14 protein-coding genes and 1 pseudogene are annotated in these 16,954 nt (G+C 57.1%); 2 read left to right on the forward strand and 13 right to left on the reverse strand.

Annotation, left to right across the window (positions count from 1 at the left end; translation table 11 throughout):
- From RS75_RS23660 to RS75_RS23710, 11 genes are all read right to left on the reverse strand, one after another.
- A partial coding sequence (locus tag RS75_RS23660; RefSeq protein ID WP_045025040.1) for a hypothetical protein occupies positions 1–1,732 on the reverse strand: 1,732 nt, incomplete at its 3' end.
- A gap of 899 nt (positions 1,733–2,631) precedes the next feature.
- On the reverse strand, positions 2,632–2,991 hold the full coding sequence (locus RS75_RS23665; RefSeq protein ID WP_045024622.1) for a RidA family protein: 360 nt from the start codon (positions 2,989–2,991) through the stop codon (positions 2,632–2,634).
- Positions 2,992–3,030: 39 nt separating this feature from the next.
- On the reverse strand, positions 3,031–3,798 hold the full coding sequence (locus tag RS75_RS23670; protein WP_045025041.1) for an amino acid ABC transporter ATP-binding protein: 768 nt from the start codon (positions 3,796–3,798) through the stop codon (positions 3,031–3,033).
- 20 nt (positions 3,799–3,818) lie between these two features.
- Positions 3,819–5,225 carry an FAD/NAD(P)-dependent oxidoreductase gene (locus tag RS75_RS23675; RefSeq protein ID WP_071242763.1) on the reverse strand — a complete coding sequence of 469 codons (1,407 nt, stop codon included), beginning with the start codon at positions 5,223–5,225 and terminating at the stop codon, positions 3,819–3,821.
- Positions 5,222–5,491 carry a (2Fe-2S)-binding protein gene (locus tag RS75_RS23680; protein WP_324607197.1) on the reverse strand — a complete coding sequence of 90 codons (270 nt, stop codon included), beginning with the start codon at positions 5,489–5,491 and terminating at the stop codon, positions 5,222–5,224. The genes RS75_RS23675 and RS75_RS23680 overlap by 4 nt, the downstream gene beginning before the upstream one ends.
- A gap of 13 nt (positions 5,492–5,504) precedes the next feature.
- On the reverse strand, positions 5,505–6,620 hold the full coding sequence (locus tag RS75_RS23685) for an NAD(P)/FAD-dependent oxidoreductase (RefSeq protein WP_045025044.1): 1,116 nt from the start codon (positions 6,618–6,620) through the stop codon (positions 5,505–5,507).
- On the reverse strand, positions 6,620–7,372 hold the full coding sequence (locus RS75_RS23690) for an amino acid ABC transporter ATP-binding protein (protein ID WP_045025046.1): 753 nt from the start codon (positions 7,370–7,372) through the stop codon (positions 6,620–6,622). Before RS75_RS23690 ends, RS75_RS23685 begins: the two co-directional genes overlap by 1 nt.
- Positions 7,369–8,901, reverse strand: a complete 1,533-nt coding sequence (gene argH / locus RS75_RS23695; protein ID WP_052679748.1) for an argininosuccinate lyase — start codon at positions 8,899–8,901, stop codon at positions 7,369–7,371. The genes RS75_RS23690 and argH overlap by 4 nt, the downstream gene beginning before the upstream one ends.
- A complete protein-coding gene (locus tag RS75_RS23700) occupies positions 8,898–9,629 on the reverse strand; it encodes an amino acid ABC transporter permease (RefSeq protein ID WP_045025048.1) in 732 nt (243 codons plus the stop codon). The genes argH and RS75_RS23700 overlap by 4 nt, the downstream gene beginning before the upstream one ends.
- Positions 9,630–9,643: 14 nt before the next feature.
- Positions 9,644–10,315 (reverse strand): amino acid ABC transporter permease, encoded by a 672-nt coding sequence (locus tag RS75_RS23705; RefSeq protein WP_045025049.1) that lies wholly within the window; start codon positions 10,313–10,315, stop codon positions 9,644–9,646.
- Positions 10,316–10,391: 76 nt separating this feature from the next.
- Positions 10,392–11,249 carry a transporter substrate-binding domain-containing protein gene (locus tag RS75_RS23710; protein ID WP_084687197.1) on the reverse strand — a complete coding sequence of 286 codons (858 nt, stop codon included), beginning with the start codon at positions 11,247–11,249 and terminating at the stop codon, positions 10,392–10,394.
- Between the two features lie 195 nt (positions 11,250–11,444).
- Between RS75_RS23710 and RS75_RS23715 the strand changes: the two genes are divergently transcribed.
- Positions 11,445–12,371, forward strand: coding sequence for a LysR substrate-binding domain-containing protein (locus RS75_RS23715; protein ID WP_045025051.1), 927 nt, complete (start codon positions 11,445–11,447; stop codon positions 12,369–12,371).
- A 250-nt stretch (positions 12,372–12,621) separates the two neighbouring features.
- On the opposite strand, the gene RS75_RS23720 is transcribed toward RS75_RS23715, so the two are convergent.
- Positions 12,622–14,481, reverse strand: a complete 1,860-nt coding sequence (locus tag RS75_RS23720; protein ID WP_045025053.1) for a hypothetical protein — start codon at positions 14,479–14,481, stop codon at positions 12,622–12,624.
- Between the two features lie 936 nt (positions 14,482–15,417).
- Here RS75_RS23720 and RS75_RS23725 point away from each other — a divergent pair.
- A complete protein-coding gene (locus tag RS75_RS23725; protein WP_045025055.1) occupies positions 15,418–16,446 on the forward strand; it encodes an NAD/NADP octopine/nopaline dehydrogenase family protein in 1,029 nt (342 codons plus the stop codon).
- A 276-nt stretch (positions 16,447–16,722) separates the two neighbouring features.
- Here RS75_RS23725 and RS75_RS26520 read toward each other — a convergent pair.
- A pseudogene (locus tag RS75_RS26520) lies at positions 16,723–16,869 on the reverse strand (IS3 family transposase); the annotation flags it as partial.
- Positions 16,870–16,954: the final 85 nt, after the last annotated feature.

Below are 16,954 nucleotides of genomic sequence, written 5' to 3' on the forward strand. Positions count from 1 at the left end.
GGCGGGCGGCGGCACCGGACGCCTTCGGCAATGTGCCAGGAGAATTTTCGCCACCATGTTGCACGGTGCTTTCATTTTCCCGCGCCACCAGGCTTTTTTCACTCGACCTGTCTGCGAGATAGCTTGCAAGATCTGGGTCCAGCCTTCGCGCCTCCGCCAGCGCCTGCGATCGGGGCGGCAAGAGCCCGAATTTGTAGCGTTCAAGAGAATTCAACGAGTATGTCCAGGACGGTTTGAATCCTAGAAAAACCTTCTCACGCTGGGTGATCGACATCAGCTGGTTTTGATTGAGCCTGCTGTATATGGGTCTATCGGTGATATCTACCAATATGCAGGTTTTCGTCGAGGGCGGAAGCAAGGCTCGCCGCTCCTCGAAAATGACGCCTTGCTTCCGTCTGTCTAAAAACCGTGGCATTCCATATGCGCTGATCGTCGTCAGCTGCTCAGGCAGCCCCATCTCCGTCAAGATACTGCTGGCGTATAAAGATGGAGAGGGAGGTCGATCTCTACGGACGAATATTTTATCGGCGTCTTTAGGAAGACGCTCGACGCGTTCCTTCAGCAACTCGAGCCGCTGATCAGAATTAAGGGCACCAACATACCTGAAGTCTTCGCCGCCAATCGATACACGCCCCTCGCGCTTCAGCTGATAGCTGAATTCAAAAATCGCATACTTCAATTGCATCCTAGCTTCATGCCGGCATAACACGGCAAGCTTTTCATCGTCGGCCAAGCGGTCGTAGTTATCACGAAAGAACTGATCAGCCGTGGTTTTCGAAAGCTCCCGGCCGACGGGATCTGCCGGTTCAATACCTAGAAGTTTTCTCTCCGCTGCCGTCGTTTTTGACAGGTAAAAATCATCAACTGAATGATAAATCGGTTTTTTTCTCTTGAAGCCGACCAGAACACAAACATCGCTCGGCGAGAGAATTTTCCCTGAGCCAAATCTGAACACCTCATCGTCGTCTAATACGATAAACGGCAGCAGGTCAGGCGACGGGTCAGCATCAAATGCATCCTTGCTTATGCTGTAAGCCAATTCTCCCGAAAGGCCCGCTTTTCCAAGGATGCCCTTATAGAACTCCCGACTTACCTTGGAAGCATGGCTATAGATCCCCAAGTCCGCCTCGGGTGGCCATTCCTCGAGTTTCGCTGCGTTCGACGCATGCCGGGCTTGAAGGCGAGGAATATTTCCGCCGGTCTGCTTTTCACCCAAAGCACTGGGGATCACGTATTCAAGCTCATCGCTGTCTGCGTCAACACCACGCTGGCTGTAGTTTGTCGAGGCCGGAGGTTCTGCCACCTCGCCCCGAACGCTCCCCGGTCCCGGGCTGACGTGTTGTTGTTTTTCATCGTCGCCCGGATGGACTTCACCCTGATCAGAGGATCGGTGCCCCGATAGATTTTTACGTTCCAAAGCCTCGAGGTCGCGAGCACTAAACTCTTCGAAAGGATCACTTCCATAGTCTTCGGAAGAGGCTCGTAATGACCGTACCGATGACGCTGTCTCCTGCTGCATGGTTGCCTGGCGCTTGTGGGGCAATGTCTCCACCGGTTCGTCTCGATGGCGTTTTCCTCGTGCCACCTGCCGGGTTTTCGCCTGTTCCTCTAGCTGCAACGCCTGCCCGTCATCCATATCCGCAAATGGATCGGCACCGTAACCATCGTCGTCTGCCACATCCGTTACGATGGAAGATGCGTTGACTTTGCCCAGCCTGCCGCGACGTTCCAAGATCGGAACCTCCTTGTTCGAACAATCATCCGCCTCCCTTGAGGCAAACGCACGAACGCATACAAAGCAAGCCGTTTTCGGTTACAAATGTCTTCTTTGGCAGAGCCGACAAGCCCGCAACTATGCCCTGGCCCAAGACTTAGCGTAGCGGCGGACGATATCGTAGCTGCCGTCATATCCAAGCGCACAGACTTCCTCGCAAATCTGGATCAGCGCCGGCCGTTCGCGAGACGCCTTGAAGCGTATTTTCCTTTATTCCTGCGCTGGCTATGACAACAACATTGGACAAAGGCCGAGGAGCTGACGCGATTGCAACTGGATCTGGACGTGCTCCGCGTCAACCTTGACGGCATCTACAGCAAAGCTGGCCGATCCTTACGATCAACAGCGGCCGTTCCCAAGCGAGCCGCCGCCTGTTTTACACAGGTCCGCCTAAAGACAGACGGCGGCCTTCCCCGGGAGGAGGATGCTGGTTCTACTGCACCATCCGGCAGATAACGACTTTCGTCAGCCGCTATTTCGGTGTTCGTTGACGACTAATACTATCCTAAATCGTGACGCTTACCGTTATCGGCATCAAACAAATGGATCTTGTCTGTTTCGGGCACCGACCTTACGTTATTGACATCAGCTCCGCCCCGCTGAGGTGCGATGTCACTGACATCAATGCATCCAGAGCGAGCGGTTTTCGCTTGCAGGCGCATTATTCGTGAATCTGCCCCTGCTCGATATTGCTCCTCGCCTCGGGGCGACCGGACATGAAAAAGGGGGGGTGGAAGGGTACCTCCAATCTCACCTTATGCGATTGAGCCAAATTGCCAGAGGGGGAGATAAATAAACCTTGGCTCTCTGATTTTCGAAGGGGTCCGGGCGATGCGCCGAAAATTTGCGCGAAGCGATCAGAAAGGGATTGCAGCCGTGACGACAATCTCAACGAGGATTTCGGGCGATGCCATCTGGCATTGTGCCGTTGCACGGCTGGGTGCCGCATTGGGAGATGTCCATCCGCTCCAAACTTCGTTCATGGCAGCAAAATCCGCTGCGATGTCTTTCAGCCATATCTGCGCGGTTAACAGGTGAGCCTTGTCCGTTCCGGCCTTTTCAAGATATTTTGCGATCTTCGCCAAAACTTGCGCCGTTTGTCCCTTGATGTCGGCTGAACGATCGTCGGCAGTCAGGCCCGACAGATAAACCTTGCCATCATGGATGACGACACGGCTCATCCTCTGGTTGGTGTCAATGCGAACGATATCGATCATGTCTTGTCCTCTGCTAATGATCTGCATGCGTGTGTTTTGTTAGTGAGCCAGAATCTGCCGAAGGAAAGCCGCCGTCCGTGGATGTTGGGGGTTGGTGAAAAACGCGTCTGGTTTATTCGTCTCGACGATCGCTCCGGCTTCCATGAACACTACGCGATCGGCAACCTGGCGGGCGAAGCCCATCTCGTGGGTTACACAGATCATCGTCATCCCTTCGTTGGCGAGCTCGACCATCGTGTCGAGAACCTCCTTGATCATTTCCGGGTCGAGCGCGGAGGTCGGCTCGTCGAAGAGCATTATTCGCGGCCGCATACATAGTGAGCGCGCAATTGCCACTCGCTGCTGCTGCCCCCCGGAAAGCTGGATCGGATACTTGTGCGCCTGTTCGGGTATCTTGACCTTCTCCAAAAATTCCATCGCGGTTTCCTCGGCGTTACGTTTCGGAATTTTCCGGACCCATATCGGAGCAAGCGTGCAGTTCTCGAGGATAGTCAGATGGGGAAACAAGTTGAAATGCTGGAAGACCATACCGACTTCGCGACGCACCTCATCGATGCTTTCGGCATCGTCGCCGAGCCGACGCCCTTCCACCTCTATTGTCCCAGACTGATGTGCCTCAAGCGCGTTGATGCATCGGATAAGCGTCGATTTTCCTGATCCAGACGGACCGCAGAGAACGATGCGCTCACCATTGTCGATGGTAAGATTGATGTCCTTGAGAACCTGAAAAATACCGAACCATTTTCCCAGGCCCTCTATGCGGATCGCCGGCTCGGTCTTTCCAGTTGCTGGTGATTTGATTAACATCGAAATTCCTCCGGTGCGCTCTAGGTTTCAACGAAATGGTCATCGGGCAAGCTGATCCCGTCGCCCGCGTCCTGCGGAAGGGAGGCAATTACTGAAAGCCCGATAGGCTTCAATGGCGGGCGTATCCGGAAATACCCTGCATCCTTCATGTCTCTGCCCTGGCACTGCGCTACGGTTTCGCTCACAGCAAGCCCGCAAACGCGCCCCTGGCATGGCCCCATGCCCGGCCTGAGCATAAACTTGACCTGGTTCGGCCCCATGGCGCTGTCCCGAACCGCCTGCCTGATCTGGCCGGCCGTCACATTCTCGCAGCGGCAGATAATAGTGTCGTCAGCGGGTTGCCGGACATGGGCCGCGGGAAGATACAACCGATCGATGAACGGCCTCGCTGCCTTCGCCGCAACAAGGGCAAGTCTGAGAGCACCGACGTCTTTACCGCTTACCAAGCCGGCGACGACCTGACCTTCAAGCCAGGCGACATCGGCCCCGCCAATTCCTGCGCCGTCCCCCGCGAGATAGAGTCGGGGTGCAGCCATCAGGTCGTGGTCACGTTCCGGTACGAAAGCGTGCTGCGTCGCCACCCACTCGTGAGAAAGACGCAGGAGGCGACTTGCCTGCTGGTTTGGAACGACACCATGGTGCAGTCCGATTGTTTCTGCCTCGATCCGTTTTTCGGCGCCGGACCATGTCCTGAATCCAAGAGCCTGAACACGACTATCGCCAAGAATCCTGAGATCACGTGCGCCACGATAAATCGGGACACCCGCCAACCTAACGCGCGCGATCAGGCCAATACCCTTCTTCAGGGGGGCAGGTTGACGCAACGCCTTCGGCAGGAAACGCGCGGCAGCAAGATAAGAAGAAACCGGCACTGTCTCGACCAGGGCAACCGGCGGCGCACCAGCTTCGACCATCTGCGCAGCAAGCAGCCAGAGAAGCGGCCCAGCGCCGGTCAGAATGGCCTTGTCGGGGCACAGTTGTGCGGACTTCAGCAGGATCTGCAGCCCTCCAGCCGTCATGACACCCGGCAGCGTCCATCCCGGCACGGGCATAGGGCGCTCCACAGCGCCTGTCGCCAGCAGAACATAGTCTGAACGTAGCACACGCGACCCGCCGGGGCCCGCGTAGTACAAAACGGGACGGTCACCCTCGTATTCAATCTGCCAGAGCGTATGCTGGGCGAAATATTCCACGCCGCTCGACAGGAATTCGCCGACACGCTCGCGGCCCACCATATACTCGGGGCCGAGCGACCTGGCATGATCAAGCGGCGTGCTGCCGGCCGAGCGCCATATCTGGCCACCCGGCTCCAGCTGGTCGTCGATGACCGAAACGCGCAAACCGGCACGCCGCGCAGCGATGGCCGCGCCTATCCCCGCCGGACCAGCACCCACTATCGCCAGATGCGGCACTTTATTTCCCATCATTTCCGGGCACCCCGCTGCAAATCGACGCGCATCCCATCCCTGAGCCGCGTTTGGCAGGCTTGCCGGTTGGGAATACCGTCTATGGCGACAAGGCATTCGAAGCATACGCCCATCATGCAGTAGGCCGTACGCGGCTCGCCGGTCACCGGGTGCGCCCGTGTGTGGTTTACGCCGGCGGCGAGCAAGGCGGCGGCAACCGTATCGCCAGCCTTGCCGATCAGCGTAACGCCTTCCCAGACAAAGGTGACATCGCACGCGTCATTCAAGGTAGTCTTTCTATCAATTCGTCTGAACATCGAATCTCCGGGCGGACATAGCAGCCAGTTGAGGGGTCAGGTTTGCCGCGGCGATGAGCGGCGCTAGCCGCATCGCATGGATGGGAGCCAGGGTGACACCCGAATGGCAGCAGGCGCTAAACAACCCGGGATGATCCGGATAGACGTCGTAGATCGGGTAGCTGTCCGCAGTCATGCTGCGTATGCCACCCCAGGCCCGGACAAGATTGATCTCTGCAAGCCACGGCAGCATCCTGAGGCAGCGTCCGGCGATGTCCCTCATCACATCCACTGTCGCGCGGTCGTCCGATCCCGCATCGGGTTCCTTGCTGTCCCCGAGCAGGATAGTGCCTACTTCGGTCTGGCGGACTTTATGCGTTGGAAAGTTGAGGCGGGGGGAAACACGCTCCGATACGAGGATTTGGCCTTTTAGACCAAAAACCGGAATGTCGACGCCCAATTTCGCACCAAGCACCTTGTTACCGGTTCCTGCTGCCAGAACGAGCATAGGGCTCCGGAAAAGTCCGTCCTTGGTCTGAACCGTCCAAGTCGTGCCATTATGTTCGATACCAAGAACCGGGCAGCTGGAGAGCACATCGCCGCCTCTTCGAACGAAGGCCCGATGCATCGCCATCAGCAGTCCGTGAGGGCTTACGTGTCCGTCCTGTCCGCAAAAACCGGCACCGACGACATCCGGACCGATACCGGGTATCAGATCCGCAACCTCATGGCGGTCGAGGATCCGCAAGTCGAGCGTGTTGCCGCCCTCGGCCTTGCCCATGCGCGCGAACAGAGCGCGACGATCCTCGAGTTCAGCGTCGCTCAGGCAAATATGAAGCCCGCCGCTTCCGATAAAGCCGCAGGAGATACCCGCCTCTTCAAAGAGTTCGGCCTGGAATTCAGGCCAAAGCTGGATGGCCTCCCGCGTCCAGCGCGCGTATTCGGGAAGCGTATCACCTTTCGATTGGCCCCAGACGAGGCCGAAATTTGCGCGTGCGGCCCTTTCAGATTCATCTGCCCCATCCAGCATGAGCACGCGACAACCGAGCCTTGCAAGCCCCCAACCTATGGCGGAACCGACCATTCCCGCACCGACAACGATAATGTCGTGTCTGGCCATCACGCGTCGTGCCTTGCAATGAGCTCAAGAAAGCGTCGGCTGCGCTCCGTGCGCGGTGCGCTAAAAAACTCTTGCGGTGTTCCCGTTTCGACGATCTCCCCGCGATCCATGAAGACGATCCGATCCGCTGCGCTTCTTGCAAATCCCATCTCGTGCGTGACACAGATCATCGTCACGCCCTGCTCGGCGAGGCGACGCATGACGGAAAGAACTTCACCAACCATTTCTGGATCGAGCGCTGACGTAGGCTCGTCGAACAGGATCACTTTCGGTTTCATCGCCAGCGCGCGACAAATAGCAATGCGCTGCTGCTGCCCGCCGGAAAGTGAGGCGACCGGAGCCTTTTCCTTGTCGGCCAGACCCACCAGATCAAGAAGACGACGCGCTTCTACCTCCGCTTCAGCGCGGCGCATAAGACCGGATCGCACAGGTGCAAGGGTAATGTTGCTCAAAACGTTAAGGTGCGGAAAGAGCGCGTAGTTCTGAAAGACCATGCCTACTTCGAGTCGAACCTGTCGCCAACTGCGCTCGGATCCGCCGCTAACCTGCACGCCACCGACGCTGATAGTGCCGGATGTCGTCGTTTCCAGGCCATTTATACAACGGATGAGCGTCGATTTTCCCGACCCGGACGGCCCTAACAGGACAACGACCTCGCCCTTGCCGATCGCCAAATCGATGTTTGTAAGGGCTTTGATACCGCCGCGAAACTCCTTGCAGAGACCCGCGACCGCGATGAGTGTCTCCGTCATCGTCTCGTCTCCTGGTTTGAGCCCTGCTTCAGCAGGTCACATGTCGTTTTAAGCATCGCGGACGCTGCCTCAAGGCGCTTCCGCAAGGCCGCGAACTGCTCCTTTTCATCGGCGAGTCTCACCTCTCCCTCCGCAATTAGTCGCCCGGACTCGGACCGGCTGGGACCGACCGAAAGCGCCGCGAGCGCCTTTTCAGGGTTGATCGCCTCATCGATGATGTCGTCGATGCCATCCGGTATCTGCGACAGCTCCTGCAGTGCGGCTGCCCGCAGCGCTTCGCGATAGTCCGCCCCCTCCGTCACAAGGCGAACATAACGGCCCACGATGTGGTGGGCGTCACGGAACGGAACGTCATATCTCAGGGTCAACAGATCGGCGATCGACGTTGCCGTCGCGAAGTTCGCCGCGGCAAGCGTTCGCATCCGCTCCCGCCGGGGCATCGCCGTATCGACGATGATGCTTGCCACGGGCAACATCGTCGCCATCTCGTGCAAGGCGTCCCAGATCCAGCGGTTCGTCTCGATGCTGATTTCCTGGCTATGCCCAAATGGCGTGCCTTTCAGCGACGCCACGGCAGTGTTGAGCGCGCCGAGAAGCACTGCCGGCCGCCCCTTGAAGTTTTCGAGGATCGTCAGATTCTTTTTCTGCGGCATGATCGATGAGGTGCTTGCGACCCGATCGGGAAAAGCGATCATGTCGAATTCGAATGTCGACCACAGATAGAAATCCTGGCACATCCGGCCAATCGTCATCGAAAGCTGCATAACCGCGCAGGTGAGTTCGACGATGGCGTCCGGGTTGGCGACGGCATCGAGGGAGTGCGGCTGCGCGGCGGTAAAACCCAGAAGTTCAGCGGTCCGCTCGCGGCGAATCGGCAAACGCGTTCCGGCAAAGGCGCCCGCCCCAAGGGGGCACTGGTCCATGCGCTCGAGCGCGCTCCAGATGCGGCCGGCGTCGCGTGCAAGCGCAGCTTCAATGCCCAGCAGATACCAGCCGAAGGTCATCGGCTGCGCGTGTTGCAGATGGGTATAGCCCGGCATCGTCGTTTCGCACTCGGCTCTCGCCTTGTCGAAAAGCGCGCGCCGCAAGCCGATACAACCGGAAAACAGCTCCATCGCCAGTTCGCGGGCGGAGAGCCGATCCTGCGTGGTCTTCAAGTCGTTGCGCGAGCGTCCCATGTGCAGGCGGCCCGCGTCCGGTCCTGCCCGCCGCGTCAGTTCCGTCTCGTAATTAAACCAGGGATCCTCGCGCTCTGGATCGAGCGTGAAAGCGCCGGGTCCCTCCGTTTCGAGCCGGTCGATCTCTACAAGTAGCGCGCCAGCAACCGCGTCCTCGATCAGCCCCTGTTCCGCCAGCATCACCAGGTGCGCCCGGTTGATGGCAGGAAACCACCGAACCGCGCCCGCAAAAGTCCGTTTCAGCCTTGGCCCGGTAATTCTCTCGACAATCTCTCTAGCAAGAGGCTCATTGAGGAACCCGCTGACCTTGGAGCCGCCTGTCTGGTTCTGGAAATGTTGCCCGTTCATCATGCCTTCTCCGGTTCCATGCGTGCGTTTGGAACGGCCACATCGCCGCCGCCGGTATGCCGGTGAACCGTACGCGCCGTAATGATACGTTTCTCAAGCCATGCGGTCAGGAGATTGAGGCTGAAACAGATGACGAAATAGACGCACAGAACGAAGCCATAAACGGCGAAGGCAGGGCTCTCGCCAGTCATCATCGTCGTCCTTTCGACGATGATTTTGGAGGTGCGCAGAAATTCGGATGCGCCGACCAGCGTCGCCAGTGATGTCGCCTGTATCAGGAGCGAGAAAAGACCGGTGAAAGACGGAAGGATTGGCAAAAGGATTTGCGGCAGAAGCACAAGGAAAGTCGTTTCCCAGGGGCGCAGTCCCAAAGCCATGGCGCTCTCGCGCTGGTGCTTGGAAAGCGCATTAAAGCCACCCCTGATAATCTCGGATCCATTCGCGCTTCCCCAGCTTGTCAGGCTGACAAGCGCGGCCATGAACGGGTCCAGCGACAGCCCGATCAGGGGAGCACCGAAGTAGACGAACAGCAGGTTAACGACGAGCGGGATATCGCGAAAAAACTCCACGAAGGCTATCGCAAAGATCCGGAAGCCGCGATTGCGGCTGACAGACATAATCCCGACAATCAGAGAGATGATCGCCGTCAGGAGGAGCGTCAGGGACGCAAGCTGGAACGTAACAATGAGGCCGCGCCAGAGAAGCGGCAAGCTTTCGATGATCAGTTGCATGGTACTTCCTTGTCTCAGGTCGTCCGGAACGGTGCCTGCAGGACTCCCTCGAGCCGTCGAACGGCTATGGAGAGCAGAATGACGATCGCGAGGTAGATCAGACCGATGGCGAAGAACATCTCCAGAGTACGGAAATCCGTTGCTACCCGGCTCATCGCAACGAAGGTCAGCTCAGCGACGCCGATCGCCTGCAGGTAGGACGAGTTCTTAAGGACCGAAACTGCGGTGTTGAGAAGTGCGGGAATGCAAACTCGTAGCCCGATCGGCAGCGCCACCAGACGCAGATAAAGCATCGGCCTCAGGCCCAGAGATGAGGCGGCTTCCTGCAAGCCCTTGTCGACGGCCGACAGGCCTCCGCGGATGTTCTCCGTATTGTAAGCACCGCCCCAGAGCGAAAGCGCCAGCACGCCGGACCAGAAGCCGTCGAGGCCGAAACCAAGCGATGCCAGTCCGTAGAAGATGAAGAATATCTGCACCAGAAGCGGCGTGGACCTCATGACGTGCACATAGCCGAAAGCGACCTGGGAAAGGACCGGAACACGGAAGAGCCTTAGACAGGCGCAAACGATCCCGATCAGGACGGAGAACAGGATCGAGACAAGGCTGATCAGCACGGTCATCCAGAGGCCGTGCATAAGGTCAGGACCGGCCCCCCAGATGTAGGGAAAGCTGAAATGATAGTTCATGGTTGTCACCGAAGCTCCAGAGAGGATCCGACCAGGCGGCCCCTCCCCGTTTTGTCGAAAGAAATAATCGAAGATGCTACTTGGTTGGCTTCTTGGACATGTCCCAAAAGTTCAGCTTGGTTTCCATGTCGGCGTCGTTAGCATACGCCGTGAACCATTCACGGAAACGCCCTTCTTTGGCCATTTTCGCGAGGGAGGCGTTAACAAAGGCCAGCCATTCCTTCTCGCCTGGCCGTACGGCGGCTGCTCGCTGCGTCACCTTGAAGTTTTCGTTGAGCAGACGCAGCTTCGCATTTTTACTAACAAGCGAAAGCAAGACCGGCGTATCATGGGCATAGGCCTCGACACGGTTCTGCATCAGCGCCTGGATGCTGTCAGAAACGCCGTCTAACTGGAGCTGCTCGACCGTCGGATGGCTTTCTTTGAAATAGGTGATAGCCACCGCACCCTTCACGAAGGCCACCGGCTTGCCATCCAGTTCCGAGACCGTCTTGTAAGGAGAATCGGCGCGTACGACGACTCCCTGGGAGGCCCAGGCATAGGGTTCGGTGAAGTCAACGACCTTCGCTCGTTCGGGATCGATTGCCATCGTCGCAATCAGAAGATCAACCTTGTTGCCGAGGAGAGCGGGGACGCGGTTGGCGCTGGTAACGCACACGATCTCCGCCACGGCGTTTTCTCCAAAGGAGTATTTCGCTATCTGGTGCCCCATGGCAACTTCCACACCGACCGGTGTGCCCGCGTTGTCCAGATAGCCTTCTGGTGGGTAGTCACATTTCGTGCCAACACGAACCTTTCCCTGCTCCTGTATGGCCGAAGGCACGCGCGGAAGCTCCTGGGCATGTGCTGCACCACTCGAACCTGCCATTGCGAAGCACACACTCGCTACTGCCCCAAGAAGTTCAGCTTTTCTTTTCATCTTGCCGAAGGTCATATAGTTCCCCCTTATTCGTTCCGATCTGTTGTTGCCAGCTCTCCGTCTGGCGCGACTGTCCAGCCACGCTTGATTTTCTTTTTTTTGCGCAGCTAACAGATGCAATTCTCTTGACAATGGGCAATGAAGTCAAAGAATAAATAGTGATTAAGATATAATCTAAACTCATATATTGGAGATATTGAGTTGCCGGGCATGAGGGTAACCCACCGACAGATCGAAGCCTTTCGGGCGTTGATGCTCACTGGCTCCATGACCGAAGCCGCGCGTGTTCTGTCGGTCACGCAACCGGCCGTGTCTAAGATCATCACCCAACTTGAAGCGGAACTCGGTTTTGGACTGTTCGAACGCCGGCAAGGAAAGCTCGAACCCACAGCCGAAGCCTATATTCTGAATGCAGAGGTCAAGCAAAGCTATAGCGGACTCGAGCGGGTTATGCGAGCGGCACGCCGCATCAAGAACCGCACAGGAGGCAGTCTGAGGATCGCCGTCCTTCCGACGTTAGCGACCGGCTTTATCGTTCAAGTCGTGCAACAATTGTTTGGGCAGGGGCACGATCTGCACCTGTCAATACAGGCCTATGGTTCGGAAGAAATCGCCGACCTCGTCGCTTCCGGCCTCTATGATCTCGGCTTCGCTATGACCCCGATCGACACGAGCCGGGTGCAGATCGGGCCAGTCCTGTCCGTCCCGTCATTCTGCATTCTGCCGGCCGGCCATCGCCTTGCGCATCACGAACAGATTTCGGTGATAGATCTCGATGGTGAAAATTTCATCGCGACCGCTGAAGGAACCACCAGCAGACTGCGCACGGACGCACTCTTCACTTCGATGAATGTAACGCGCAACGTTCTCATCGAGGCACGGTGGTCAATGACCATCTCGGAACTGGTCCTTGCCGGGTTGGGCTGCAGCGTCGTGGACGGCTTCACAGCCGCCAGTTTCGCCCGGCTGGGTGGAACGGTGCGACCACTAAAGGAGCGCCTAGACTTCACGTTCGCCTACGTTACGCCCCAGATGTCAGCCAAGCCGAGCGTACTCAAACAATTTCTGGAAGCATTCAATCTCGAATTCGAGAGGTTCCGGTCAGACCTTCTGAACGGAGGGCTCGACGCCCGCTGATCGCTGACTTTCTTCCATCGCCACAAATGCACGTACGCACCAACATACCGACACTCAAAGCAACATACAAACGTACAAACACAGTTTACACCGTCATATATCCTGCGAGGTTAAAATAAATAAGCGGCTTGGCGCACTATTCCCAAAACAGAAAAGTGCGCCAAGCCGCGAAACTATCGAAACGAGTATACAAAAAATTGATGAACTGACTATCCCCGACGGTCCTTCCCAACCGGTTGAAGGCAGCCACCTAAGAGAACATCGCTCCGAACCTGAGCAGTCGTTCATCATCAATCAGCGACGTGATCATAGATCGTATCGCGTCATACTGGCCAGTCTGGCTACCACCATTGAGGAAACCGACATCCTTGAAGATGTCCAGGGCTGATGCGAAATCCACCATGGAATTTTCCTTTGTGACGCCGACAGTCTTCTTGCGGCCCAGCGCATTGAGGGCAGCGGCGGCTGAACCAGGGTCGCTCGCGCCAAGCGAGGTTGCCTGCTTGCCAGCACGACGACGCGCCGTCTGCTCGTATTGATCCATGGCAGATTGGAGAGCCTCCAGAGGATCAGCCGGTACGACGCACTCCGTTTCGTCGCGCTTCATTTCCTCAGCGTTGATTGCCTCGACGATCCCAATGTGCAGGGCTTCCGTTTTCATGACGTTCTCCTCGAACATGTCCGCCACCGACAATCGGGCATCCGCGCCTTCGACCTTGCCATCGCCGACTTCCTCGACGGCAGTGTCAACGAGGGTGAGGGCGTGCATTGCGATGGTGGCTTCGTCATCGTTCGAGGCCTTGGGACGACAGATGCCGCGGAGCAGGCGCATGATGCCCTTGACGACGGGTACGCCACGCGGACCGAAGTAATGAATGATCGTTCCATTGACGCCCGTCGTGAGCGTGAGAGCAATAGTGCAACGGGTGAAGTCCTCCATCGCATCGGGTCCATGCTGGATAAGATCGCGGTAGAGCGTTGGAAGAAGGAAAAGAACAATTGCTCCGGCCTGGCAGAACATGTGGAATGTATCCTCCGTCTTGTGATTTGAATTGCCGGCGGAAGCACCCAGGCGCCAGATATAGTAGATGCCCCATACGATTGTCTGCGACAGGGTAGCCTCGTTGTGCAGGGAAGCCACGATCGCGGTGATGGCAACAAGGCCACCAAGGACGACGATACCACTCTTCTTCATCAAATCGGGATTGTCGGCCTTGGCACGCGCACGGTCGATCATGGCCAGAACCAGATTGATCACGGTATCGAGCTCACCCTTGAAGGTGTTATGCGCATCCCTGCCGGCGGCACTCAGCGCAAATTTCCTGCGCAGCCTCTGTGTCTTCTTTTTGAATTCCTGGAGGTTTTGGAGATCGGGAACGAGTGCGGCCGTGGCATCGTCGTAAGCAGCCCCCTCCTGACCGTCGGCGGAGTTGAGCAGCTTAATGACCTGTCTGATTTCCAAGCTTTCCTTGATCATGGGATAGGCGCTCTTGCCGATTGCGACAGCGACTGAGATTGCCGACAGGCTGAGATTGATCTTGCGGTAGCGAGGGTCGTGGTAGAACATCTGGTTGTGTAAAGTCGTCGCGTAAAGCAGAAGACCAGGAGCAGGGACCAGAACGCGCTGTGTGAACATGTCGAGCCAGCGATCGGGGCTGCCCAGCCTACTGTAAACGGCATCGAATAGCAGGGTGGCGTTGCGGACGTTGGTGGCCGTGCGCTGCACGAGAAGGGACTTGTCTTGCCCGCGGATAGGAACAGCGAAACTCGCCGCCGTGGAAAGGATACTCAGCAGTCCAAGACAGCCGCGCTCCCAGGGCTTGAAGCCCGTCTCGAGCCTGTCGGCGCGGTTGAGCAGCGTATCAATGTGGGGTTTGAGGATATCCTTGGCCTTCTGGGGTAACTGGCCATCGTCGCCGAGATGCTGTTCCTCAATGCGGCCGAGGATGGTGCGAACCTCGTCGAGGAGGCGATAATAGCGAACGGCACCGTCGCCAAGGGTGTCGGGCTGGAGATTGCCCTCATAGACCTTCAAGGCTTCCGCGAAGTCGGCATTCTTGAACTGGTAGACGTCATCGAGAATGGTAACGTACTCGGCAACGGCATCCATGGCCCGGACAAAGTCGTCGACGACCGCGATTGAGGTTATTTGAGGGGTAGACATGATGCCGGGAGAAGAAGATTTGGATCGGTTCAATAGATTGAACGGGACAGGATACCGGATGAATGCGTTGAAGCTGAAAGTGCTGGTGAGCGTTATTCGTGGTGAGGGTACAGGAGAATTTCAACCCCTTTTATGCCTCGCCTCCGCTGAGCGGAAGCACTCAAAGGGGAAAGCCCGACGTCGATTGAGGCCGTCGGACATTCGGGTGCAATGACGCCCCGAGAGGCGCAGCAAGACAGATTGCATGTCTCAGTCGAGCCCAATCAGGAAGAGGCGATAACCGCCTGATGAAAATCCCTCACGGTCTGGACCGCCGATCTTTCATGCATTGCGGCGCAGCGAAAGTGCGTGTCGCAATGACCGCCAATCAGTTCGGGCACGAGGCCATGGGGATCATGCTATCATGATCTGATGTTCAGCTCGGATGCGTACCGGAAATTGCACATCGAAAATCCGCCAATCGGGAAAGGAACAGAGACCGCGTCACCAGGCAGCCACCTGAACCAGATGACCACGTCATTAGCGATCTCGGAAGGAAGTTTCAGCCCATCCGCCCTTCGGGTGCGATAAGAGCCCGAGAGGCGTAAAGTGATGCGAAGACGAATACGCCTGCCTGGACTTGGAAGGCAACATTAGCAGCCTACTCGCCTATAAGAAGGAGCCCGTTTCCTTCCTCATTTCGTCCTCACCCAGCAACTGCATTCAATCCCGATCAGTATCGCCACCGAGAAATTTTCACACCCGAACAACACCAACTCTTAACATGGTAAGCGCTCTCCCATTACATCGTCCGTCGGCCGCTGACATTCGTAGTCCGGAAAAACATCCAAAGTCGTTTTCCTCGGCGGCGGGCCAGGCGGCTTTGCCGGCGCAGCAGATGCGATGCAGACGACCATTTTTGACGTCGGCGTCTTTGCCGCTAAGGGCCATACGAAGAAGCTCGAGACGGTCGAAGCCATGGGCTACCTCCAGGCCAACGGCTCGATCAAGGGTCACTACAGGCCCCGCCTCTTCCGCAGCCTCGTCCAGGCTACCTCGAACGTTGATATCTTGGTCAACATGATGCCCGCCGACGGGCATGAGGCTCTTCTGGACGAGCTTGCCGGCCTTCCCGTCAACGGCGCCCGCGCAATCTTCGTAGCAAGTGTCTTCTCTGCTCCAAACGTCAAGCGCAAGGTTCCCGGCTTGAAGGTACTCGAAACCCCTACCCTCCCCTATGTCGCACGCTGGGGACAGTCCGCCGTCAACATCTATGATATCAAGAAGCGCTACATCATCGGACCAACTTTCGACATCACCGCGAAGGAAAAGGAGGAGATCGCCCAGTTGTTCTCTCTCCCCATCGACTGGCAGCCGGACGGCCTCCTTGCCAACTTGAAGGCGGTCAACCCAATCATTCACACCGCTGCCTGCGTCCTCGGATACGAGGAGATCATTGAGGCCAAGGGGCAGACCCATTTCTATCGCAACATCATGGCGAGGGCCGACATCTGCGCGGAAATTGAAGAGATGTCGAAGGACATAGTCGCGGTCCAGAAAGCCTACGGCTACAAGGACAGCCAGATTGAGGATACCTTGACCACTCTCAACAAGAACTACGGCACCGACTTCAAGAGCATCAAGGAATTCGCCGAAAACTCTGTGCCCCACAATTCGGAGTACATGTGTCCCACCACCCTGCCTGATCACCGCTACCTCACCCAGGACGCCAAGCATGGATTGGTCTACCTCTGTGAGGTGGCCCGTCTGCGCAATGTGGAGGTCCCCGCCTTCAAGCGCGTTTTGAAGGGTGCCAGCGATATTCTCAACGAGGACCTTTCCGTCACCGGCCGTACCCTTGCGAACTGCGGCATGGAGGATGCCACGGCCAACGATATCCTCGCTGCTTACGGAGCAAAGCACAGGGTCTAGATATTGACTGTGGAGAATACGGAACGGGATGATGTTGCGTGGTTATCGTGCAGTACACGGGGAAGATTTTTCGGGGATGTCTCAACACCATACGGGGGCAAACTTCAACAGTCCTGCCATGTTTTCGCGTTTGGAATTTACCGGAAGTTGCCTTTGGACAAACTCAAACACTCATTTAGATAGCTGAACAAAATTTAAATCCATTTGTCGGAACAATCACCGGGTGCGCCTATACAATAATTGGCCTGCCGGTTTTTCGGACACTGAGTTCGGCTAATCCCATGTGTCCGGCCGGCTCATCGAGCAGGTGGTATCGTACTGCCATCAACCTCTGGAACTGCTCACTGGTATATTGCGCCAGATCGCCATGATCAACACCTCGGTGACAAGTTGAGCCGTCATGTTGGCATTCATCGACCAACCGCCGCAGAGCAGCGGAAGTTCATCCGGCAAAGCTGAAAACGCGAGATATAACTACATCCCTAGCTATCCTGCCGCCCCCGCCGCC

The sequence above is a fragment of the Rhizobium nepotum 39/7 genome (genome assembly GCF_000949865.1).
Taxonomy (GTDB): Bacteria; Pseudomonadota; Alphaproteobacteria; order Rhizobiales; family Rhizobiaceae; genus Agrobacterium; species Agrobacterium nepotum.